Origin of the sequence: Acinetobacter sp. C13 (assembly GCF_016809775.1) — a bacterium.
Lineage (GTDB): Bacteria > Pseudomonadota > Gammaproteobacteria > Pseudomonadales > Moraxellaceae > Acinetobacter > Acinetobacter pittii.
Genome location: NZ_JAFBJL010000001.1, coordinates 265,159 through 287,441, shown reverse-complemented (window position 1 = coordinate 287,441; position 22,283 = coordinate 265,159). Strand labels below are relative to the sequence as shown.

Genomic DNA, 22,283 nt, shown 5'->3' with positions numbered 1-22,283 from the left:
CCAATTTACAAGGGTTCATTGACATTAAATAATGAATTCTAATAGATTACCTATAACTAATAGTTATGTGCTCATTTATGAATCTTCGACACCTAGAAATATTCTATTTAGTCATGCTTTTTGGTTCACTCACAGAAGCAGCGTCATCGTTATGCATTTCACAGCCAGCAGCCAGTAAATTACTAAAACATGCAGAGCAACGCCTTGGTTTTGCTCTATTTAAACGGGTCAAAGGGAAATTACAACCCACGAAAGAAGCCTATATTTTATATGATGAAATTAAGCCAATTTATGAAAAAATGAATGAATTAAATAAGTTGACGGATAATTTGGCAAGAAATACTCAAGGTCAAATCACACTCGGATGTTTACCCAGTTTAGGTTTGAGCCTCATTCCCAAATTAACTGCAAAATTTCTAAAAAAATACCCTGATGTTTTTGTCAATATTGGCACAGATCATACTCAAGCATTAGAGCAAAAATTATTAAGACGTGAAATTGATATTGCGGTGACGTTCCAGCCCCATACTCAGCATGGCATTATTGCCACACCTGTTCTAGAAATTCCTCTGGTTTATATTGATTCTCAGCCTATTGATTCAAATCAAGATATTCATTTAATTGATGAAAACAGGTGGATTCAACCCTACTCAGATTCCCTCCTGCAAGTCGTAAAAAAGTACAGAACATTTAATAAAAGTATTGTGAATGTACAAACTTACTATATGGCGAGTGAACTGGTACGCGAAGGTTTAGGGTGTAGCATTACCGATATTTATACTGCTGCACACTCCTTACCAAATCATATGATTCATGAAATAAAACCAAGTTTATATACCACAATTTATATTTTAAAAAATGCCAATGTAAGTACGACCAAAGCGACTGAAGATTTTATTGAATTGATTAAAAGAGAAATTGCTTCGATGACGCCATCAATTAACCAAAAGTTATGAGCACTATGTAAAAACTCATTTGTTTAACCCTTTTTCTTCTTCTTTAATACAAATGTGTGTTGCAAATATAGCATGGAAGAATGAAAAAGCATGTCGTTGTCATTGGTGGTGGAGTCATTGGTTTAAGTACGGCCTATGCACTTATTCAAGCAGGTCATAAAGTTACAATAGTTGAAGAAAAAGACCAGATTGGTTGCCAGACAAGTTTTGCAAATGGTGGTCAACTCAGTTATCGCTATGTTGCACCTTTAGCGGATGCAGGCGTTCCATTTCAGGCGCTGCAATGGTTAGGAAAAGCCCATTCGCCTTTAAACTTTAAATTGAATTTTTCACCTCTTCAATGGTCTTGGTTATTCCAATTCCTCATGGCATGTAATCGTAAAGACAATATTGTGAACGGCAATCATATTTTACGGTTATCCCTATATAGTCAAAGTATTATGTCTAAATGGCGTGATGAAATTGATGATTTTGACTGGGTAAAATCAGGAAAAATGATTATTCATCGTGATGAAAAAGCTTTTAAAAAAGCAGCAACAGGGATTGATCCAACTGTACAAAAAGTGCTGTCATCTAAAGAAACAGTTCAACTTGAACCTGCATTAAAAGGTATTGAATCTACATTAGTGGGTTCAATTTATACACCTGATGATGAAACAGCAGATTGCTACAAATTTTGTTTAGCATTGTATAAAGCACTAGAAAAGAGTAGTAACTTCAAATGTTTATATGCACATGAAGTGACAGATTTTTTTGTAGAAAATAATAGAGTTACTGCGATTGAAACAAATCAAGAACGTATAAAAGCAGATGAATTTGTCGTTGCTGCAGGCAATGGCAGTACTGCACTTTTTAATATGGTAGGTATTTCAGTCCCAGTTTATCCATTAAAAGGATATAGCCTAACTCTACCATTCCCAGAAAAAGCCAACGTTGTACCCAATATGAGCGTAACCGATTATGCAAATAAAATTGTATATGCAAAATTGGGGAATCAGCTTCGTATTGCCGCAATGGTCGATATTGGCTATCAAGATATCTACATTCGAAAAGAGCGAATAAATGCATTGAAAGATACGGTACGAAAAACATTTCCCGATTTATTGGGTGTAAATACTGCACAAGAATGGAGTGGTTTACGTCCATCCACCCCTACAGGTTTACCCATTTTGGGTCGTACGAAATATTTGAATTTATGGGCAAATATTGGCCAAGGTAGTTTAGGTTTCACATTAGCTGCTGGTTGTGCCATGGTCATTAGTCAGTTAATTAGCCAAGCAACCTCGCCAATTATATTAGATGGTTTATCTCTGGAGAAATAAAATGAGTCATGATATTCAACGTATTGATACGAATGCACGTTTATCAGGTTGCGTGCTTCATAACGGTTTAGTGTATGTTTCCGGTCAAGTTCCAACGAATTTAGATGCTGATGCCAAGCAGCAAACTTTAGAAGTTCTGGCAAAAATTGATGCTTTACTGGAACAATCTGGTAGTGATAAAAGCCGTATTTTAACTGCACAAATTTGGATTAAAAATATTGCCAAAGATTTTGCAGTGTTCAATGAATGTTGGGAAGCATGGTTACCAGATGGAGCAGCACCAGCGCGCGCGGCTATTCAAGCAGATTTGGCACGTCCGCAAGTATTAGTAGAAGTAATGGTTACGGCAAGTGTTAAATAATATTTACCTAAAGTAAAACCAGTAAATCTACTGGTTTTATTAATTTCATGTTCAAATATAACCAATCATCAACTCGATATTGCACATCTTTATAGGTAACGCTGATCACCTCATCCTTACTAAATACTTTACGAATTGATTTTAATCTGACCAGTTAGTTAGGCTGAGACAAAATAAATTTTCAAAAGACATTTTTAAAATTTTTATAATAAAAAACCCATTCCAAAAATTTGAAATGGGTCTAGTGAAAACCACTGAGCCTGAAATAGTAAAAATTAGAGCTTAACAATATCTACTGTAATGATTTGATGAGAAAATACAATATATATTCAAATAATTTTTTAGATAAAATTTAATAAAAAGCATATTATAAATATAAACTAATTAATACCAATTAAAACTCAATGATGAAAAATTATTCTCTTATTATTTTAGGTAGACCTAAATATAACTTTTCCCGAACCAAAACAATCTTAAAAAAATACCCTATTACACTTAAGTAGAACTTGAATGCCATTTATATCAACATTTTAAAATACTATATCTCAATACTTTTTAAGATTAACCAGAGAACGCTCTCCACCTAATTTTGTTAGTATAAAGTTCTGGAAGTCTTCAATCTATTATTTAAGAAAAACTTTACGAACTTAAGTCATAGAATCTAGCAATTTGTTCAAATATCTCTGAGATCACTCCATAAAAACACTCATAAATATCTACTATTCTTCACTAAAAATTTAGTTCACATTGACTTTCTAACAAACGTTAGTTAGATTGTTTAAAATTCAATTATCTAAGAAGTTATAAATGATTTTAGTTAGTCAAAAAGATCGCACTTGGACTGATAGTAATATCCCAGGAGTTCAAACCTGTCGAACTTGGATTAGTGAAGATGGTATTGAAAGCTATTTAGCAAAATTTCAGGCTGGAACAAGTTTTCCCAAACACACTCATATTGGATGGGAACAGATCATTGTTTTAGAAGGTGTGATTCGCTTCAATGATGTCGAAATGCAGGCTGGAGATGTGTTACAAGTTCAAGGTACTGACGAACATAAGGCATTTGCCGTAGAGAACACTCTCTTGTTCATTACTCATCATGGCGGTATTGAACTGACGGAATAATATTATGACATCCTCTACAAAAAACCATACACCTTTGACGCGAGAAAAAATACTAGGAGCCGCAATTCATCTGTTTCAACAGCATGGATTCAGCGGACTAGGCATGCGACAAATCGCTGACTGCTTACAAATAAAGGCGCCTAGTCTCTACTACCATTTTGAGTCTAAAGATGATCTGGCACGATCTGCACTTCAACACTACAGAGAAGAGCAATTCTACCGATTACAGGAAATTGAAAAACTGAATGGCTTAACCCAAAAACTGCATGCGTATTCTGAACTTTTCGCCGAGATGCTGAACGACGAAAAACGTCTATGCTTATATATGGTAATGGTGAGAGAAGCCTCTTTCCAACAAGAGCCATGTGTAAGTGAATTGAGGTTATTCGCCAAACAGAATATCGATTGGTTAGAAGATACTTTATGCCAAGCAAAAAAAGAATCACCTCAAACTATTGAAACAGAGCGAGACATGGCTGAAATCATATTTGCTTCTCTCGAAGGTATCATGGCCACCTCTCTAGTTGATGAGAGCCCATGTACACACTTTCGCTCAAAAGCTAAATCTTTCCTCAACATTATGTTGCTCACAACCGTTAAATAAAAAAACAGGCTCTAACAGCTCTAGAATCTGCGCTTTAATTGTTATTGAATTAAATCGTCAGATTTTGAGTATTAGAGCTTGTAATTAAAATCTTATACACAGCAGATGGTTATCTACCAGTCATAGCAAATATAGTGACTGGAAAGCTTATTTTCCTTTTGGCATATGGCACATCTTGGCACTTGAATGCGAGTTCACAGAAATTCGTTATCTGTTGATCATGCTGATTAGCATCAACATATTAGACTTGCAAATTAAAATTGATTTGAGTGATAAACAATAAATAAAAAAAAGCCCCTGCTATTAACAGGAGCTTTTCGAATTTGGCGGAAGCGGTGAGATTCGAACTCACGGAGGACTCACACCCTCGTCGGTTTTCAAGACCGGTGCATTAAACCGCTCTGCCACGCTTCCATGTGCGTAAGAATACAAAGCTTATTCATTTTATTCAAGAAAAATATCATCGCTTTGTGTTCAAGTGCATATTGTTTCATCAATTTTACAGTTGAGCAGCCAATTCTGCTCCTTCTTTGATCGCACGCTTCGCATCTAGCTCTGCTGCGAGCTTTGCACCACCAATAATATGGTAGTTCGCGATCGTCGACTCATCTTCTTTTGGCATCAAGTCTTTTACCGACTCTTGCCCTGCACACACCACTACCGTGTCTACACGTAAAAGTTGGTCTTGACCATTATGCTCAATCCAAAGTCCTTCATCAGTGACTGCTTTATATTGCACACCACGCAGCATACGGACCCCATGCTTTTTAAGCTGTGCACGATGGACCCAGCCCGAAGTTTTGCCAAGGCCAATACCGAGTGGTGTTGTTTTACGTTGCAATAAATAAATTTCGCGGATTGCTGGCTCAACAACTGGCGGCTGCATTCCCCCTTCAGAAATGTAGTTTGGATCTGGGTCAACACCCCATTCACGTTGCCACTCGGCTAAAGGTTGAGGCTGAGGTTGATGTGGTGGTTTAAGCAAAAATTCAGATACATCAAAACCAATACCACCTGCACCAATCACTGCAACTTTTTGCCCGACTTCTGCCCCTTTTAAAACTTGAGCATAAGAAAGGACTTGTGGTGCGTCGCTTCCTTCAATTTTTAATGCGCGAGGGATTACACCTGTTGCAACAATCACTTCATCAAAACCTTCACGTTCAAGCTGCTCACGATTTACGCGAGTATTTAAACGTACGTCTACTCCAGTTTTTTCCAGTTGGACTTTAAAATAACGAATCGTTTCATGGAATTCTTCTTTACCTGGTACAACTTTGGCAAAGTTAAATTGGCCACCTACATCAGAAGTTGCCTCAAACAGCGTCACTGCATGGCCACGGCTTGCCGCAACAGTTGCCGCCGACATACCCGCTACTCCGCCGCCCACAACTGCAATTCGCTTAGGTTGTTTAGTCTTTAAATAGACCAGTTCAGTTTCATGGCCTGCACGTGGGTTAACCAAACAAGATACACGCTTATTTTTAAAAGCATGGTCTAAACAGGCTTGGTTACATGCAATACAGGTATTAATTTCATCAACACGGTTAGTCGCAGTTTTATTTACCCAAAATGCATCGGCCAATAAAGGACGCGCCATTTGAACCATATCTGCTTTGCCAGTTGCCAAAATTTCTTCGGCAGTTTCAGGCATGTTGATACGGTTTGACGCAATAATCGGAATAGAAATATATTGTTTTACATGAGCAGTGTAGTCGACAAAAGCTGCACGAGGCACAGATGTTACAATGGTCGGCACACGAGCTTCATGCCAGCCAATGCCGGTATTTAATAAAGTCACTCCTGCTTTTTCTAAAGCTTTGGCTACAGTCACCACCTCTTGCATGGTGTTACCGTCATGGACTAAATCGAGTAAAGACAAGCGGAAACAAATAATAAATTTCTCACCAACTTTTGCACGGATCGCCTTTACGACTTCGACCGGAAAGCGCATACGGTTTTCAATTTCACCACCCCAACGGTCAGTACGCTGGTTCACGTGGCGACTTAAAAACTGGTTAATTAAATAACCTTCCGAGCCCATAATTTCGACACCGTCATAACCTGCTTTTTTAGCAATATCAGCGCACTGTGCGTAATCTTCTATTGTGCTCAGAATATTTTTTTCAGAAAGCTGGCGTGGTTTAAAAGGTGAAATTGGAGATTTAATTGCAGTTGAAGACACAACAAACGGCTGGTAACCATAGCGACCTGCATGCAAAATTTGCATTAAGATTTTAGAACCATGTTTATGCACAGCATGTGTAACCAGACGATGCTGTGGAATATCAAATAAGCTATTCATGGTTCCGCCAGCAGGTGCTAACCATCCTTGACGGTTCGGTGAAATACCACCTGTCACAATCAGGCCCACCCCACCTTTTGCACGCTCTTCAAAATAAGCTGCCAGCTTTGGGTAATTGTAAAAACGATCTTCAAGCCCCGTATGCATGGAACCCATCACCACACGGTTTTTAATAGTGGTAAAGCCTAGATGTAATGGTTTTAATAAATTGGCGTAACTTGTCATGCTGCGTCCCAATAATTTTTTGCAACTTGTTGCATAGTACTTTAATACTTTTTTGATAATTTTGGATGACCATGCAAAGAAATTTATCGGAGCTTATGGTCAATCCAGTAAAACAGCTCCTATTGCTTTTATTTAATGACGCTAATGAAATCTAGCTCTTTCTCCCATTTATATAATAAAAACAGCATAATCACACCAAGAATGGTTCCAATAGGAAATGCAAAAAGTAAAAATATCGTTAGAAAAAGAGAAATATATCTAGAATTTTTTGTGCCATCTAAAACTCTTTTAGCAGCGTATATATGGAATCCAATAACTACCCCTTTTCCAATAATTCCACCAATTAAATATGTACGAATAGGGTCATTTAATGCCATGTAATGGTAAATCATATAAATCACGTCGAGTACTGTGATCGCGGCCACAACATAGTGTGCACGTGATAAGCCAATATTTTTCTTCATATTCATCCTATTTTCTTTTTAAGTTATTAAAAGTCTTTTCTTATTTGGACAACCATACTTCATTTAACTCTTCTTATTCTAGAAATAGCCTTATATTTTTTATCAAATTAAAACTTCAAATCAGAACAAGTGAATTAATGCTTTTTTTGCGAAAAAAAGCACCATGAATAGTGCTACAATAGCCGCCATTCAGAATTCTCAAGACCGCCTATATGGGGTCTTTTTCATAAATGTTAGGATTAGCAATGACTGATAATGCAACTATCTTGCAGCATGTACCAGTAGGCAAAAAAGTTGGGATTGCCTTCTCCGGAGGCCTAGACACTTCAGCTGCCTTATTGTGGATGAAACAAAAAGGCGCAGAACCTTATGCATATACTGCAAACTTAGGTCAGCCTGATGAAGATGACTACGATGCAATTCCAAAGAAAGCAGAACAATACGGCGCTGTAAAAGCTCGCTTAATTGACTGCCGCTTACAACTTGCGCTTGAAGGTATTGCTGCAATTCAGTGTGGTGCATTCCATATCAGTACAGGTGGTGTTCCTTATTTCAATACGACTCCATTAGGTCGTGCAGTAACAGGCACAATGTTAGTTACTGCAATGAAAGAAGATGACGTAAACATCTGGGGTGACGGTTCAACTTATAAAGGTAACGATATTGAACGTTTCTATCGTTATGGTTTGTTGACTAACCCGAATCTTAAAATTTATAAGCCTTGGTTAGATCAAAACTTCATCGATGAACTCGGTGGCCGTGCTGAAATGTCACAGTTCCTGATCGACAACGGCTTTGACTATAAAATGTCAAAAGAAAAAGCATACTCAACTGACTCAAACATGTTGGGTGCGACTCACGAAGCAAAAGATCTTGAATACTTAAATGCTGGTATCAAAATCGTTGACCCAATTATGGGCGTTGCTTTCTGGAAAGATGAAGTTGAAATTACTCCAGAAGAAGTGACTGTACGTTTTGAAGAAGGTGTACCTGTTGCCTTAAACGGTCAAACTTTTGACAATCCGGTTGAGCTTATTCTTGAAGCAAACCGTATTGGTGGCCGTCATGGTTTAGGTATGTCGGACCAAATCGAAAACCGTATTATCGAAGCAAAATCACGTGGTATTTATGAAGCACCGGGTATGGCCCTTCTTCATATTGCTTATGAGCGTTTGGTTACTGGTATTCATAACGAAGATACGATCGAACAATACCGCATTAACGGTTTACGTTTAGGTCGTTTACTTTACCAAGGCCGCTGGTTCGACTCTCAAGCACTTATGTTGCGTGAAACTGCACAGCGTTGGGTTGCTAAAGCGATTACTGGTGAAGTGACTCTTGAACTTCGTCGTGGTAATGACTACACCATCATGAACACTGAATCTCCAAACTTAACGTACGAAGCTGAACGTTTAACAATGGAAAAAGGCGATTCAATGTTTACGCCAATGGACCGTATTGGTCAGTTAACTATGCGTAACCTCGACATTACCGATACACGTGCAAAACTTGGTATCTATACAGATGCTGGTTTGCTTTCAATCGGCCAAGGTTCTGCTGTACCACAACTTGATAGCAAGAAAAAATAATTTTCTTACTTAATAAAAAAGCCACCGACAAAGGTGGCTTTTTTATTTCAAATATTTGTGCTCAAACAAGTTCTGCTACTTCCAAAGGTTGATAATAAATCTGGTTACGTCCAAGCTGCTTAGCTCGGTACAAAGCTTGATCCGCAGCATGAATTAATTTTTCCTGATTTACTTTAAAACCTTCTGTATAAACAGTAAAACCTAAACTAATTGTGACATGCTTAGAGACTAAAGATGCTGCATGAGGAATCGCTTGTCGCTCAATTGCTTTATAAATATTTGCAGCGACGGCATAGGCGCCTTGAGCAGGTGTTTTCGGCAACAGTACCACAAATTCTTCTCCACCATAACGGGCAACAAAATCAACATGCCGAATCGAATTTTTAATTGCAGCGGCAATAGATGAGATGACTTTATCCCCCATTTGGTGTCCATAAAAATCGTTATAATTTTTAAAAAAATCGATATCAATAAACAAAACGGCCAATGGTCGCTTTTCTTGCTTTGCACGATAGTAAAAAAAGTCGAACATCTCATCAAAAGTACGTCGATTTGAGATATTCGTCAGTGCATCCTGCTGGCTTAAATGAAGCAATTCAGATGCCTCAATACGTAAAATTTGTTCATTAAGTTCAGCAAGCTGATTATTTAAAAAAAGGCTTCTTTCTCTAGAGATAAGCATTGTGCTAATTGAAAAACCTAAAATACAAGTACCAAACAAGGCTCGACCAAGTGCAATATAATCACAATTTACGTTGAGTAAATTAAGAAAAATAAAAACCAATATTGCTGCGGATAAGCCTACATACAGCATATGTAGTGGCTTGATCCCACTTAAGATAAACCCAAGCATATATAAAAATGAAAGTAGCAACATCGACTGATTTTTAAGCGCCATATTTCCAACGCTTAGCAACAACATTGCACTTGTAATAATGCTAAAAAAAACAATGCTACATGCAGCAAAATAAAAGTGCTCGGAGAGCTTTTTAGATTTGGCAAAAATCCAAAATAGTAAGAGCGCAAGCGCAATATTCATTGCGCTTAATAAACAATGAATAAAGTCCAGAGTAATATAAGGCTTACCTATCACTAAGTAGTCGGTTGGCAACACCAACAAAATAAAAATAAGATAGGTTAAAATGCCACTTGTTAAAAATTTTGAGATATTTTGTTTAGTTCGCTCAAGATTCAAGCACCAGAATTTTTTTTCTAATTGGTGTGGTAAAGGCATGTTGGCATAACGATGGGTATGTAGGGTTACTAAATATTCTATTTCTTCTTTTGCTTTGAGTAATTCATGTACATTTCCCCTATTCACCACTACTTGATTCCTGCCCATTACACATTAACAAAATATAACATTATTTTTTAAGGCCTCTGGCGCTTTATTTTGCCATTTGTCCGTAATTCTCGTTACCATTTTCACACTTTATCGATTATCATTTGTTTTATTTCGAAGTTTGAACTGCCTTGGACTCTATTACCCTGCTCCAGCCAGATGACTGGCATGCACATTTACGTGATGGTTTAGCATTAAAACGTACTGTACCTGATTTGGCCAAACAATTTGCTCGTGCGATCTGTATGCCAAACCTTGTTCCACCTGTAAAAACTGTGGAAGAAGCATTGGCTTACCGTGAACGTATTCTTGCTCATGTTCCGGAGGGTCTTAACTTTGACCCACGTATGGTGCTTTATTTTACTGATTTCACCTCACCAGATGAAGTTCGTAAAATTAAAGAATCTGGACATGTAAATGCCATTAAACTTTACCCAGCAGGTGCGACCACCAACTCTGATAACGGAGTAAGTGACATTCGTAAAGTTTATGCAGTCATTGAGCAACTAGAAGAGCATCAAGTTCCGTTATTACTTCATGGTGAAGTGACTCATAACCACGTTGATATTTTTGACCGTGAAAAGCGTTTCTTAGACGAAATTTTATCACCGTTATTAAAACAGTTTCCAAAACTTAAAGTGGTACTTGAGCACATCACAACAAGTGACGCTGCACACTTTGTTTTAGAACAAGATCGTAATGTCGCTGCAACGATTACACCTCAGCATTTATTATTTAACCGTAATGATATGTTGGTTGGTGGTATTAAACCGCATTTCTATTGCTTACCAATTTTAAAGCGTCAAACTCACCAGACTACTTTGCTTGAAGTTGCAACGAGCGGTAACCCTAAATTTTTCTTGGGTACAGATAGTGCTCCTCACTCGCAAAATGCAAAAGAAAATGCGTGCGGCTGTGCGGGCTGTTATAGTGCGCCTAATGCAATTGAACTTTATGCTCAAGCATTTGATCAAGTAGGTAAACTAGAACGTTTAGAAGGTTTTGCTAGCCACTTTGGCGCAGACTTCTACGGCCTACCACGTAATACTTCTACGATTACTTTGGTAAAAGAAGATAACCTCGTTCCAGAATCTTTTGATTATTTAGATAATCAAAAAATTATCCCGCTGCATGCCGGGAAAACGCTGCAATGGAGAAAAGTGTGACACAAGAAACCTCTGTCCCGGTCATTGGCCAACGTTTTCGTGGCTTCTTACCTGTTGTTGTAGACGTTGAAACGGCAGGTTTTAATGCCCAGACAGATGCATTGCTAGAAATTGCGTGCATTCCAATTGTGTATGATGCTCAGGGACAATTTGTCCCTGGTCCAGCATTTCATGCGCATATTAACCCGTTTGAAGGGGCTAATCTCGATCGCCGTTCGTTAGACTTTATTGGTATTGATCCATTCAATCCAATGCGTATTGCAATGGCTGAAGATGAGCGCACTGCATTACGCCGTATTTTTAAATCGGTGAATGAAGTCCGTAAACAGCAACACTGTACACATGCAGTCTTAGTGGGCCACAATGCGCATTTTGACCTTGGTTTTGTACAAGCAGCAATTGCGCGTACAAGCACAAAAAACCAAAACCCATTTCATAGCTTTTCAGTGATGGATACGGTTACTTTAAGTGCTGTTATGTTTGGACAAACTGTGCTTGCGAAAGCATGTATTCAAGCTGGAATTGAGTTCGATGGCAAAGAAGCACACTCTGCTTTGTACGATACTCAGAAGACTGCTGAACTGTTTTGCTATATTTTGAACAAACTGTCACCTTACCTCCTTGACAGTTTGGTGGCGGCTTCTTAAGATACCGCCATCCTCAACGTCCCTATCGTCTAGAGGCCTAGGACATCGCCCTTTCACGGCGGTAACCGGGGTTCGAATCCCCGTAGGGACGCCATATTCTTTCTATCTATAAAGAATCCTATCTCCAAATTATTTTATCTCACTTCAAATATCATCCATGAGATAAACTTCTTATTTTCAAAATCAAGAATTCAGCTTTGCTTCATCAATATGTTGAGTCGGTTGTACACTTGGATCATCTCTCTCAATAATTATTGCATCAGCAACTAACTTTGTTTTTGTTAAATCTGGTTCTATTGAAACTTGAGCTAATGAACTCGATGCAATATTAAAATCACTATATATTTGTGCCAATTCTGGTGTTCGTTTATAGCGTATGACTTTAAAACCAGCTTCTTGAATTAAAGCATCTCGCTCTGCATCAAGGTTTTCTTTCCCCTTATGGCTAGAATCATCCAGTTCAATAATAGCAACTATATTAAATGCTTTATCCAACACAACAAAATCAGCAACTTTGCGATTAAATAAATTACGCGTCGCGTATCCTTGTGCTGTCATAAAAGCACTGAAAGCAACTTGCGCCAAAATAATATGTTCGGGCAAAGCTTCCTTTAGTTTCATAAAAGTAGGTTGTTCATTCATAGTAATGATACGCTTTCCCTTAATTGGGTTACGTTTTGCATTTCTATTTTTGCTTTCCCCTTTCTTTAAAACATTTAAAATTGCCAATATCATCATGGCTATTAAAAATATACTAACAATCGCAAACATCGAATTTCCCCTAAATAAATATAAAAACTATTTTGATTTTCAAAATACAATTAGAAACGGCTAGCTATAAATTATTTATTTGATTTTAAGAGCTATTGTTCTATGTATCTGATACTCTATTTTAGTCTGTAATTTATAATTATTTAAACTAATCAATTCTTGTTGTTTAATTTTTTGCCATTTGTATTTCCTAATAAAATACACTTGTACACATATATCACTGATCCGGTATTTCCTTTACATAGATTTACAATATAATAATTCTTATTTTTATACTGATATTTATTATCAACAAGGTTTTAAATGGATCTTAAGCTTCGCCTCCTCTCCCTGAGCATCGCTCAACTCTGCTGTATCTCAAGTGCTTTCGCAGGAACCAATAATTCCTCAACAACGCTCGCTACCATTAAGATTAAAGCCCAACAAGCTGCCGACCAAGCTTATAAAGTCGATAGTTCAAATACCGCAACACGTAGTGAAGTCGCATTAAAAGATACGCCACAATCCGTCAGTATAGTAACTCAAAAAGTAATTGAAGATATCGGCGCAACACGTTTGATTGAAGCGCTTGATTTAGCTGGCGGTCTGACTCGTGCTAATAACTTTGGTGGTCAAGGGTTAACAGGCTTTAACCTACGTGGTTTCACCAGTGGTGAGTTTTACCGTAATGGATTCCCAATTAACCGTGGTTATCCAAATGCTCCAGATAGCAACACGATTGAACGTGTAGACGTTTTACGTGGACCCTCTTCTAGCTTATATGGTCGTGGTGACCCGGGTGGTACGTTTAACTTAATTTCTAAAACACCAAAGTCTGAACAACGAACCACTTTAGGTGCTCAGCTTAACAGTGAAGGTTTATATCGCACCACGGTAGACACAACAGGTACTATCCCGAATGCAGAAAATATCGGTTATCGCCTAAATGTGATTGCAGAAGGTGGTGATAGTTATCGTGATCATGTCGAGTCCAAACGATATGGAATTGCACCAGTCATCCAATGGCAGGCTTCTGATGCAACAAAAGTTATCTTTGAAGCCGATATTTTACGAAATCAACATCCACTTGATCGCGGGCACACACGCTACCCTACACAAAAGTCTTTTAATAGTTCACCCAAAACCTATTTATGGGAAACAGGTAAATACAACAACCGGCTTTACAATGATAATGACATGACTCAATTACGAGTTGAGCATGACTTGGGAAATGAATGGAAACTTAATGCGGGTGTGCAATATCTACATGGCAAATTGCATGGCTATGCGGTAGAAGGAAGCGGTGTTAATAAAGATGATATAGAAAAAATTAACAGAAATTACAGCTATCGGGAATTAAAGTGGCAAGATACTGATGCACAGATCAATCTAACAGGTAATTTTCAACTTTTAGGTCTAGCTCACACTTTAGTGACTGGGCTTGAATACGAAAACTATGATTATAAGTCATATATTATTCGTTCAGACCCTAAGTCAAATAACTACCCTATTAACATCTATGATCCAGTTTTAGGTCAACCTCTACCTGAGCTTAATAGCGTGGCTACACATGACCGCGAAAATTTAAAAACAACGGCTCTTTTTGTACAAGACCAAATCGAATTAAATGAGCGTTTAAGTGCACTGCTGGGTTTGCGTTTTGAGCACTACGAACATGATTACAAAAACCTACTACCGAATACAGCAAACTGGAATACCAGTCATGATGCATTTATTCCGCGTTTAGGTTTAGTTTTTAAAGCGCGTGATGACCTTTCAATCTATAGCAATGCTGCGAAATCTTTTAAACCTAACACTGGTGCTAGCCATAATGGAGAGGGATTTGACCCAGAGGAAGGCATGGCTTACGAGTTGGGCTTTAAATGGCAAGCACTCGACAATATGTTGTCGGTTGACTCTGCAATTTTCTATGCTAATAAAGAAAATGTCTTAACAGATGACCCTTTATACCCTAATCAAAATAAAAAAGTCACTGCTGGCGAAGTTCGTAGCCAAGGTATTGAGCTAAATATTGCAGGGCAAATTACTCCAGCTTGGAAAATTATTGGTGGATATGCTTATACAGATGCAGAAGTGACTAAAGACAACACTCTGCAAAAAGGAACGGCTTTAGCCAATATTCCCAAGAATAGTTTTAATCTGTTAAATATCTATGAATTTCAGAATGGCCCTTTACAAGGTTTAGGTCTGGGCATTAATCAAAAATATATTGATAAACGTGCAGGTCAAACAGCCAATAGTACCTACACCATGAAAGGTTATGCAGTTACAGATTTGGTTTCTTATTATCAGGCAACACCAAAACTTCGTATTAACTTAGATCTGAAAAATCTTTTTGACAAAGTTTATGATGAAAGTGCTTTCAGTCTATATGCGTATCCTGGTGAATCACGTACCGTTCAAGTGGGTATGAGCTATACATTCTAAAAAAATGCGCCATTTCAGCTATTGAAATGGCGCATCGGATTTACGCAGACTTACGTGAGTTCACGTGGCCTTGTACAACAGCTTTAATATTGCCTTTAGCATAATTTAAAAACACCACAAGTGGGGAAAGCTTTGGATTTGGCTTTTTACCCTTGCCAATCGTTTTAAATTGAGCGGCATACCAAATAATTTCCATAATTGCCATCTTATCGACAAATGGTAAGCCTGTTTTAATTGGTTTTACTGCATAGCGAACATCTTGCCCTGCAATTAAACGCTCAGTTAAATCAGTTTCTACTGCAAATGGACGAGCAATACCAATAAAGTCACATGCACCACTTTCAAGTGCGGCATTCATACCTCCTACAGTACGGAAACCGCCTGTCACCATGAGTTTACACTTAACATGCTGGCGGATTTTCTCTGCAAAATCTAAAAAGTATGCTTCACGTGCAATCGTACTTGCCTTACGCTTATCCGCCTTAGCTCCAGCCATTGCTGGTGCCTCGTAAGTGCCGCCTGAAATTTCAATTAAATCTATACCAGCTTCATCCACTGCTTTAAACACTGAAATCACATCTTCTTCACTAATACCGCCACGCTGGAAATCAGCTGAGTTAAGTTTCACTGAAATGATAAAATTTTCTGAGGTTGCTTCACGTACCGCTTTATAAACTTCCAGTAAAAAACGAGTACGATTTTCAACTGAACCGCCCCACTGATCTGTACGCTTATTGGTTAATGGTGATAAAAACTGGCTAATTAAATAACCATGTGCGCCGTGTAATTGCACCCCTTCAAAACCTGCTTTTTCACAAATATGAGCTGCTGTCGCAAAACGTTTAATAATATCTAGAATTTCGTCATGAGTAAGTTCACGTGGCGTTCCAAACATGGTTGCTAAAGCTGGACTAAAAGGTACTGCTGATGGCGCTACAGTTTCTTTATTTAAACCTTTTGGACACTGACGACCTGGGTGTGACAATTGAATCAACTGCACCATGCCATATTTTTTACCTAATTCCGCCCACTCTTTTAAGCGCTCTAGATCACGTTCAGTTTCAATAATAACAACACCCGGTTCATTTTTTGCGCCGGCATTTACCATGACATTACCAGTAATCGCACAGCCAAGCTCACCTTTTGCCCATGCACCATATAAACCCAAATGTAAGTCATTTGGTTGGCCTTCATAATTTGCAAGTGCCTCACTCATTGCACCTTTAATAATTCGGTTTTTAAAGGTGGTATTGCGAATTGTGATGGGTTGAGCAATCTGGTTCATGGTTAACCTCTGTTCTTTGAATTTTAGAGCAATTACTCTAATTTAAATGAGTTATTGGGCATGTCAAGTCATAATCGATAACTGACAATAGCACATGTCAATTTTAAAAAAAATAAAAATATGCAACTTTTTGCATTAGAAGTTTAACTAAAATTTATTTATATAAAACAATAAATTATAAAAATATCTTTAAAAGGATGCTTTAATTAACTGTTTCGTATATTCAGCCTGAGGCTTAGAAAATAAGAGTTCTGTTTCCTGATATTCAACAACTTTGGCATGACGTAACACCATTACTTTATGGCACAGTGCTTTTACTATATTGAGATCATGACTAATAAAAATATAACTTAACTGCTCAGTTTGCTGTAATTGTCTCAACAACTTGATCATGGCTTTTTGTGTGGTCCGATCTAAGGCAGAGGTAGGTTCATCCAAAATTAAAAGTTTAGGTCGAACCACCAAAGCTCTGGCTAAGGCGACACGTTGACGTTGTCCCCCAGAAAGTTCATGTGGGTAACGATGTTGAAAATCTTCAGCTAATTCAACTTTCACCAATACAGATTCAATTTGCTGCTTTATCTCTTTATCATCCACCACTTTTAACTTTAACCCTTCCGCAATAATCTGCCCTACTGTCATACGCGGGTTTAAACTTCCAAATGGGTCTTGGAACACAAGTTGAAAATCTGATCTCATCAAACGTAGGTCTTTGAGCTTTAGCTGATTCAAATCTTGCCCTAAAAAAACAATCTGCCCTTCACTTTTAATAAGTCGGACCAAAGCCATCGCCAGGGATGACTTACCCGCACCACTTTCTCCCACCACCCCAAGTGATTCACCTTGAGCAAGATCAAAACTCAAATCTTCTATTGCGGTGAAATACCCTTGAATGCGATTTAAAATTCCTTTTCTTATAGGAAACTGCACGCTGAGCTGTCGAACTGATAAAACATTCTGTTGAGCAGGTCTAGACTCTACACTTCCAAAATCATGATCTAACAACTGTGCTGTATAAGTTGTTTTAGGATTTGCAAAAATTTGGCTCAGTTCACCTTGCTCTACTACACGCCCACTTTGCAATACAATAAGTTTTTCAGCATAGCGATGCACTAAATTGAGGTCATGGCTAATTAAAATAAGTGCCATTCCATATTTTGCTTGCAAAGATTTTAATAGCTCTAAAATCTGTATCTGTAAAACCACATCCAACGCAGTAGTAGGTTCATCAGCAATCGAAATTTTAGGCCGAAGCGCCAATGTCATCGCGATCATGACACGTTGTCTTTGCCCACCAGAAAGCTCATGAGGATAACGTTTTAATATTTGTTCTGGTTCAACAATTCCAACATCTTTTAGCAGTTCTAATATTTGCTGTCGAACTTCAAGTTTTGAAAACCCAGATAAAAGAAGGTTTTCCCCTATAATTTTTTCAACCCGATGGAGCGGATTTAATGCAGTAGCAGGCTCTTGAAAAATCATAGCGATTTGTCGACCACGTAAATTTGATTGAGCTCTTTCATCTAGCTCAAGCATATTTTGTGAACCAATCCAGACCTGCCCCGTTATTTCTAATTTATCTTGTAGCAACCCCATTATTGCTAAGCAGCTCATCGATTTACCTGAACCACTTTCGCCCACAACAGCCAGTGTTTCCCCTTCACTTAAGTAAAAATTCAGGTCATCTAATAAAACTCTTCGATTTTTGGTTTGAACCGAAAGATGCTCTACTTTTAATAATGTTGAAGTGGTATTTAAATTATTTTCTTGGGTCAAAAGCATCGCGAGCCGCCTCCCCAATATAGATTAAAAGTGAAAGAACAATCGCCAGACTAAAAAAGCCTGAAATTGCTAGCCATGGCGCATCTAAATTATTTTTACCTTGAAGCAATAATTCACCTAAAGAGGCAGCATCTGGCGGTAGACCATATCCTAAAAAATCAAGAGCAGTTAAAGCGCTAATGTTAGTTGTTAAAATAAAAGGTAACTGAGATAAACTCGAACTGATCGCATTGGGCAAAATATGCCTAAAAATAATCGCGTGATCGGTCACTCCCAAAACTTGGGCTGCACGCACATAATCTAACTGGCGAGCTTTCAAAAATTCTGCTCTGACAATTCCCACCAAAACGGTCCAGCCAAAAAATAGCATAATGAAAAATAGCCAATATACATTTGGAACAAACATACTGACTAAAATCATGACCATAAAAAGCATGGGTAAGCCATTCCAGACCTCAACCAAACGTTGTCCTAATAAATCTACCCAACCGCCATAATAACCTTGAATGGCACCTACGGTAATTCCAAATAAAGCAGAACAAAAGGTTAAAGCTAAACCGAAAAGCAACGATACTCTTAAGCCATAAAGAATACGTGCAAGAACATCCCTTCCTTGATCATCTGTTCCCAACCAGTTTTGCTTGGAAGGTGGTGATGGCACAGGAACTGCCAAGTCTAAATTGGGCGTTTGATATGAAAATTGAATGAGGGGCCAAACTGCCCATCCTTTAGTATTAATAAGCGCTTGTACAGCGGGGTCTTTATAATCCGCTTCTGTTTCAAACACTCCACCAAACGCCGTTTCAGGATAAGTTTTCAACACAGGCAAATAGTACGAATCTTCATACTTCACTAACAGCGGTTTATCGTTAGCAATTAACTCCGCGGCTAATGACAAAACCAAAATCAGACTAAATAAAATAAAGCTGGCCCAGCCCAATTTATGCTTTCTAAAACGCTGTAATCGTGTCCGCACAATCAAGGACATTATTTGCCTCCTTGCGCTTCAAAGTGAATTCGTGGATCAATCCATTGGTACAACACATCACAAATGAGACGTAAAATCAGGCTAAATAGAGTAAAGAAAAATAAAACACCAAAAATAACAGGATAATCACGTTGGACAATTGCTTCAAAGCCCAACAAACCCACCCCATCTAAATGAAAAATAATTTCTACAAACAGATTACCCACAAAGAAAATACCTGCTAACACTTCTGGTAATCCTGCGAGCACAACTAAAATGGCATTACGAAATACATGCTTATATAGGACCTGTTGGTCATTCAACCCTTTTGCATAGGCTGCCAAAACGTAGGGTTTATTGAGTTCTTCAAGAAATGAGTATTTAGTTAAATAGGTTAAACTGGCAAAACCGCCTAATGCCATCGTAATGAGTGGCAGAGTCATATGCCATAAATAATCGCTAACTTTGCCCCAGAGACTGAGTTGATGAAAGTTATCTGAGACTAAGTTTTGTAGTGGAAACCATTGAAAATAAGACCCACCTGCAAAAAAAACAACTAACAAAATGGCAAATACAAAACTTGGTACGGCGTATCCCACTACGAGGATTAAAGAAGTGGAGCGATCAAACCAAGAACCCTGCTGTTTTGCCTTTTTAATTCCCAACGGAATAGAAATGAGATAAATGAGTAAAGTACTCACCAGCCCAAGTGAAATGGAAACAGGCATTTTTTCCCACAACAATTGCACAACAGGTTTATCTTTAAAGAAACTTTGTCCAAAATCTAAAGTTAAATAGCCTTTTAACATTAGAAAAAATCGTTCAGGGCCAGAACGATCAAAGCCGTACTGAGCCTTAATTTGCTCAACCATTTCAGGGCTTAAACCTTGAGCACCTTGATAATAAGTTTCTGCACTCAATGCACGGCCAATTCCCAAATCGCTTTGTGCCTGATGTATTGCTTGCTCAACTGGCCCACCCGGTGCAATTTGCACAACCACAAAGTTAATCAATAGAATGACAAACAATGTTGGAATCATTAAAAGAAGTCGCTTGAGAATATATGAACCCATATAACAAGATTTCCTTTATGGCAGGTGCTTTTTATTGTTGATGTAAATATTTGGCAACTTTTTGGGCCTTGTTTGCATCACTCCACCAATATTCTATCCCAGAAGAAAGTGCTGGTTTAACTTTAGGTTGTTGATACATATTCCAATAAGCATACCAGTTTTCACCTTTACCATAGGTCGGGATTTGATAATAACCAGCTCTAAGCAATCGATCGAGAATGCGAGTATAAATAACCTGCTGTTCACGATTTTTACTCGCAACGAGTTTTGAAATCACTTGATCAATTACTGGATTGCGAATTCCAGCATAATTGTAATTTCCATCCTGAGCTGCGGCGATACTCCCCCAAAATTGAGTCTGTTCATTTCCCGGATTTAGAGATTGAGGCAAATTCATTGTGGTCATATCAAAATCGTAACGACGAGTCCGTTCTAAATATTGCGGAGCATCAACCTGACGCAAATTAACTGCAATACCTAACTTTTTTAAGTTACGAATAAAAGGTAAAAGTGTTCGTTGTTTACCATCTTGCTGAATTAAAAACTCAAGCTGAACTTTCTTTCCCTCAGGGGTAAAGAGCTGCCCTTCTTTAACTTTATAGCCAGCCTGTATAAGCAATTGGCGTGCAGTTAATAAATTCTGACGATTGAAACCACTCGCATCAGACACGGGGTATTTCCAATTTGCTAAAACACCTTGCTGCATGATTGGAGATAACTTAGGCAATAACGGCTTTAACAACTCTAATTCAGTTTTTGAAGGTCGGCCTGTTGCTGCTAATTCACTATTTTCAAAATAACTTTGTAGGCGCTGATATTGTCCATAAAACAAAGCTTTATTCTGCCATTCAAAGTCATAGGCATAGGTTAAGGCTTGTCTAAAACGAATATCATTTAAAGGTTTTCGTCGCGTATTAAAAACATAGCTTTCAGTGGCTATAGGATTATGGTGACGAAACTTATATTGAGAAACCAACCCTGCTTTTACGGCTGGAAAACGGTAATCTGTTACCCATTTCTTAGGATTAGTTTCTTCATGCAAAGTGTATTGCCCAGATTTAAATCCTTCAAAAGCAATATCCCAATTTCGATAATAAACATATCTCAAGCGGTCAAAGTTATAACGCCCCTTATTAATAGGCAAATCTTTTGCCCAATAATTTGGGTTCCGTTTATAACTAATGCTTCTGCCCGGATCAATTCGTTCAACCACGTAAGGTCCCGAACCAATAATCGGTTGTAGGGTAATTCGGCTAAAATCTCTTTTTTGCCAATCTGCTTTTGAATAAATGGGTAAGGTTGCCAAAATGAATGGCATTTTAGGGTTATGTGTAGACTTAAAACTAAACTTTACTTGATGAGTATTTATTACTTCTGTTTTAGCCAAATCGGCAAGGTACATTTGCAAACCTAAATTGGACTTCGTCTGATAGGCATCAAAACTAAATTTAACATCTGCCGCAGTGACTGGCTGCCCATTACTAAAATGCGCTTTAGGGTTTAAATAGAAAGTCACTGATTGTGTTTTTTCTGGGTCATAACTCACTTTCTGTGCCAAAAGCGGATATAAAACCCCGACCTCATCAAGTGATTGGGTCATTAAGGTATCAAAAAGATAATTCACGCCTTCTGTAGCATTTCCCTTCCCATTCATACTATTAAGGTTATCAAAAGTTCCTTGAGCTGCCTGACTTAATAGGCCACCTTTAGGAGCATTAGGGTTTGCATATGGCATAGCCATCATTCCTAAATATTTAGGTTTGGAATGAATTGCTATATATGATGTGGTTTGCTGTGCAGAAAAAACTGCATGCGAAACGACACTGAGCCCGACTAGCAGGCTCAGTTGAAAATTTAATTTATGCATAAGTG

Annotated in this window: 18 protein-coding genes and 2 tRNA genes; 10 read left to right on the top strand and 10 right to left on the bottom strand. The window is 38.1% G+C overall.

Annotation, left to right across the window (positions count from 1 at the left end; translation table 11 throughout):
* Positions 1-77 precede the first annotated feature (77 nt).
* From JGE69_RS01415 to JGE69_RS01395, 5 genes are all read left to right on the top strand, one after another.
* Entirely contained in the window at positions 78-956 is an 879-nt protein-coding gene (locus JGE69_RS01415) for a LysR family transcriptional regulator (RefSeq protein WP_199111985.1), read from the top strand.
* An 80-nt stretch (positions 957-1,036) separates the two neighbouring features.
* Positions 1,037-2,278, top strand: coding sequence for a D-amino acid dehydrogenase (locus JGE69_RS01410; RefSeq protein ID WP_199111983.1), 1,242 nt, complete (start codon positions 1,037-1,039; stop codon positions 2,276-2,278).
* Between the two features lies 1 nt (position 2,279).
* The gene (locus JGE69_RS01405) at positions 2,280-2,639 is read left to right on the top strand and encodes a RidA family protein (RefSeq protein ID WP_174725527.1); all 360 of its coding nucleotides are present in this window, start codon (positions 2,280-2,282) and stop codon (positions 2,637-2,639) included.
* Between the two features lie 807 nt (positions 2,640-3,446).
* Positions 3,447-3,764: a cupin domain-containing protein gene (locus JGE69_RS01400; RefSeq protein WP_063098363.1), complete on the top strand. Its 318-nt coding sequence runs from the start codon at positions 3,447-3,449 to the stop codon at positions 3,762-3,764.
* A 4-nt stretch (positions 3,765-3,768) separates the two neighbouring features.
* A complete protein-coding gene (locus JGE69_RS01395) occupies positions 3,769-4,368 on the top strand; it encodes a TetR/AcrR family transcriptional regulator (protein WP_104075189.1) in 600 nt (199 codons plus the stop codon).
* A gap of 324 nt (positions 4,369-4,692) precedes the next feature.
* Here JGE69_RS01395 and JGE69_RS01390 read toward each other — a convergent pair.
* The 3 genes from JGE69_RS01390 to JGE69_RS01380 form a co-directional block, all read right to left on the bottom strand.
* A tRNA-Ser gene (locus JGE69_RS01390) sits at positions 4,693-4,782 on the bottom strand.
* A gap of 85 nt (positions 4,783-4,867) precedes the next feature.
* Positions 4,868-6,898: an NADPH-dependent 2,4-dienoyl-CoA reductase gene (locus JGE69_RS01385; protein WP_199111981.1), complete on the bottom strand. Its 2,031-nt coding sequence runs from the start codon at positions 6,896-6,898 to the stop codon at positions 4,868-4,870.
* Positions 6,899-7,026: 128 nt separating this feature from the next.
* Entirely contained in the window at positions 7,027-7,362 is a 336-nt protein-coding gene (locus tag JGE69_RS01380; protein WP_199111979.1) for a hypothetical protein, read from the bottom strand.
* A 230-nt stretch (positions 7,363-7,592) separates the two neighbouring features.
* Here JGE69_RS01380 and argG point away from each other — a divergent pair, with 230 nt between their 5' ends.
* The gene (gene argG, locus JGE69_RS01375; RefSeq protein ID WP_014206117.1) at positions 7,593-8,951 is read left to right on the top strand and encodes an argininosuccinate synthase; all 1,359 of its coding nucleotides are present in this window, start codon (positions 7,593-7,595) and stop codon (positions 8,949-8,951) included.
* Positions 8,952-9,012: 61 nt separating this feature from the next.
* Here argG and JGE69_RS01370 read toward each other — a convergent pair whose 3' ends face one another.
* Complete coding sequence (locus JGE69_RS01370) at positions 9,013-10,275, bottom strand: GGDEF domain-containing protein (RefSeq protein WP_199113202.1); 1,263 nt, start codon at positions 10,273-10,275, stop codon at positions 9,013-9,015.
* A 149-nt stretch (positions 10,276-10,424) separates the two neighbouring features.
* Between JGE69_RS01370 and pyrC the strand changes: the two genes are divergently transcribed.
* The 3 genes from pyrC (at position 10,425) to JGE69_RS01355 (ending at position 12,200) form a co-directional block, all read left to right on the top strand.
* Positions 10,425-11,459 (top strand): dihydroorotase, encoded by a 1,035-nt coding sequence (gene pyrC / locus JGE69_RS01365; protein WP_199111977.1) that lies wholly within the window; start codon positions 10,425-10,427, stop codon positions 11,457-11,459.
* A complete protein-coding gene (rnt, locus tag JGE69_RS01360) occupies positions 11,444-12,106 on the top strand; it encodes a ribonuclease T (protein ID WP_002117536.1) in 663 nt (220 codons plus the stop codon). The genes pyrC and rnt overlap by 16 nt, the downstream gene beginning before the upstream one ends.
* Before the next feature lie 18 nt (positions 12,107-12,124).
* Positions 12,125-12,200, top strand: a tRNA-Glu gene (locus JGE69_RS01355).
* 89 nt (positions 12,201-12,289) lie between these two features.
* Here JGE69_RS01355 and JGE69_RS01350 read toward each other — a convergent pair.
* Positions 12,290-12,877 carry a DUF2726 domain-containing protein gene (locus JGE69_RS01350; RefSeq protein WP_086355014.1) on the bottom strand — a complete coding sequence of 196 codons (588 nt, stop codon included), beginning with the start codon at positions 12,875-12,877 and terminating at the stop codon, positions 12,290-12,292.
* Between the two features lie 303 nt (positions 12,878-13,180).
* Between JGE69_RS01350 and JGE69_RS01345 the strand changes: the two genes are divergently transcribed.
* Complete coding sequence (locus JGE69_RS01345) at positions 13,181-15,304, top strand: TonB-dependent siderophore receptor (RefSeq protein WP_086355013.1); 2,124 nt, start codon at positions 13,181-13,183, stop codon at positions 15,302-15,304.
* Positions 15,305-15,344: 40 nt separating this feature from the next.
* Here the strand turns inward: JGE69_RS01345 and JGE69_RS01340 are convergent, their stop codons facing one another.
* The 5 genes from JGE69_RS01340 to JGE69_RS01320 all read right to left on the bottom strand — a co-directional run bounded on the left by JGE69_RS01340 (position 15,345) and on the right by JGE69_RS01320 (position 22,278).
* Complete coding sequence (locus tag JGE69_RS01340; RefSeq protein WP_199111975.1) at positions 15,345-16,589, bottom strand: NADH:flavin oxidoreductase/NADH oxidase family protein; 1,245 nt, start codon at positions 16,587-16,589, stop codon at positions 15,345-15,347.
* A gap of 189 nt (positions 16,590-16,778) precedes the next feature.
* The gene (locus JGE69_RS01335; protein WP_199111973.1) at positions 16,779-18,371 is read right to left on the bottom strand and encodes an ABC transporter ATP-binding protein; all 1,593 of its coding nucleotides are present in this window, start codon (positions 18,369-18,371) and stop codon (positions 16,779-16,781) included.
* Positions 18,349-19,359, bottom strand: a complete 1,011-nt coding sequence (locus JGE69_RS01330) for an ABC transporter permease (protein ID WP_199111971.1) — start codon at positions 19,357-19,359, stop codon at positions 18,349-18,351. The genes JGE69_RS01335 and JGE69_RS01330 overlap by 23 nt, the downstream gene beginning before the upstream one ends.
* The gene (locus tag JGE69_RS01325; protein ID WP_199111969.1) at positions 19,359-20,411 is read right to left on the bottom strand and encodes a microcin C ABC transporter permease YejB; all 1,053 of its coding nucleotides are present in this window, start codon (positions 20,409-20,411) and stop codon (positions 19,359-19,361) included. The genes JGE69_RS01330 and JGE69_RS01325 overlap by 1 nt, the downstream gene beginning before the upstream one ends.
* 31 nt (positions 20,412-20,442) lie before the next feature.
* The gene (locus tag JGE69_RS01320) at positions 20,443-22,278 is read right to left on the bottom strand and encodes an extracellular solute-binding protein (protein ID WP_199111967.1); all 1,836 of its coding nucleotides are present in this window, start codon (positions 22,276-22,278) and stop codon (positions 20,443-20,445) included.
* Between the last annotated feature and the right edge of the window lie 5 nt (positions 22,279-22,283).

Coding starts and splice junctions, on each gene's coding strand:
- JGE69_RS01335 (WP_199111973.1), bottom strand. CDS start 18,371: ATGCTTTTGACCCAAGAAAATAATTTAAATACCACTTCAACATTATTA.
- JGE69_RS01350 (WP_086355014.1), bottom strand. CDS start 12,877: ATGTTTGCGATTGTTAGTATATTTTTAATAGCCATGATGATATTGGCA.
- JGE69_RS01410 (WP_199111983.1), top strand. CDS start 1,037: ATGAAAAAGCATGTCGTTGTCATTGGTGGTGGAGTCATTGGTTTAAGT.
- rnt (WP_002117536.1), top strand. CDS start 11,444: ATGGAGAAAAGTGTGACACAAGAAACCTCTGTCCCGGTCATTGGCCAA.
- JGE69_RS01325 (WP_199111969.1), bottom strand. CDS start 20,411: ATGGGTTCATATATTCTCAAGCGACTTCTTTTAATGATTCCAACATTG.
- JGE69_RS01415 (WP_199111985.1), top strand. CDS start 78: ATGAATCTTCGACACCTAGAAATATTCTATTTAGTCATGCTTTTTGGT.
- JGE69_RS01405 (WP_174725527.1), top strand. CDS start 2,280: ATGAGTCATGATATTCAACGTATTGATACGAATGCACGTTTATCAGGT.
- JGE69_RS01345 (WP_086355013.1), top strand. CDS start 13,181: ATGGATCTTAAGCTTCGCCTCCTCTCCCTGAGCATCGCTCAACTCTGC.
- JGE69_RS01400 (WP_063098363.1), top strand. CDS start 3,447: ATGATTTTAGTTAGTCAAAAAGATCGCACTTGGACTGATAGTAATATC.
- JGE69_RS01340 (WP_199111975.1), bottom strand. CDS start 16,589: ATGAACCAGATTGCTCAACCCATCACAATTCGCAATACCACCTTTAAA.
- JGE69_RS01380 (WP_199111979.1), bottom strand. CDS start 7,362: ATGAAGAAAAATATTGGCTTATCACGTGCACACTATGTTGTGGCCGCG.
- JGE69_RS01395 (WP_104075189.1), top strand. CDS start 3,769: ATGACATCCTCTACAAAAAACCATACACCTTTGACGCGAGAAAAAATA.
- JGE69_RS01385 (WP_199111981.1), bottom strand. CDS start 6,898: ATGACAAGTTACGCCAATTTATTAAAACCATTACATCTAGGCTTTACC.
- JGE69_RS01320 (WP_199111967.1), bottom strand. CDS start 22,278: ATGCATAAATTAAATTTTCAACTGAGCCTGCTAGTCGGGCTCAGTGTC.
- JGE69_RS01330 (WP_199111971.1), bottom strand. CDS start 19,359: ATGTCCTTGATTGTGCGGACACGATTACAGCGTTTTAGAAAGCATAAA.
- argG (WP_014206117.1), top strand. CDS start 7,593: ATGTTAGGATTAGCAATGACTGATAATGCAACTATCTTGCAGCATGTA.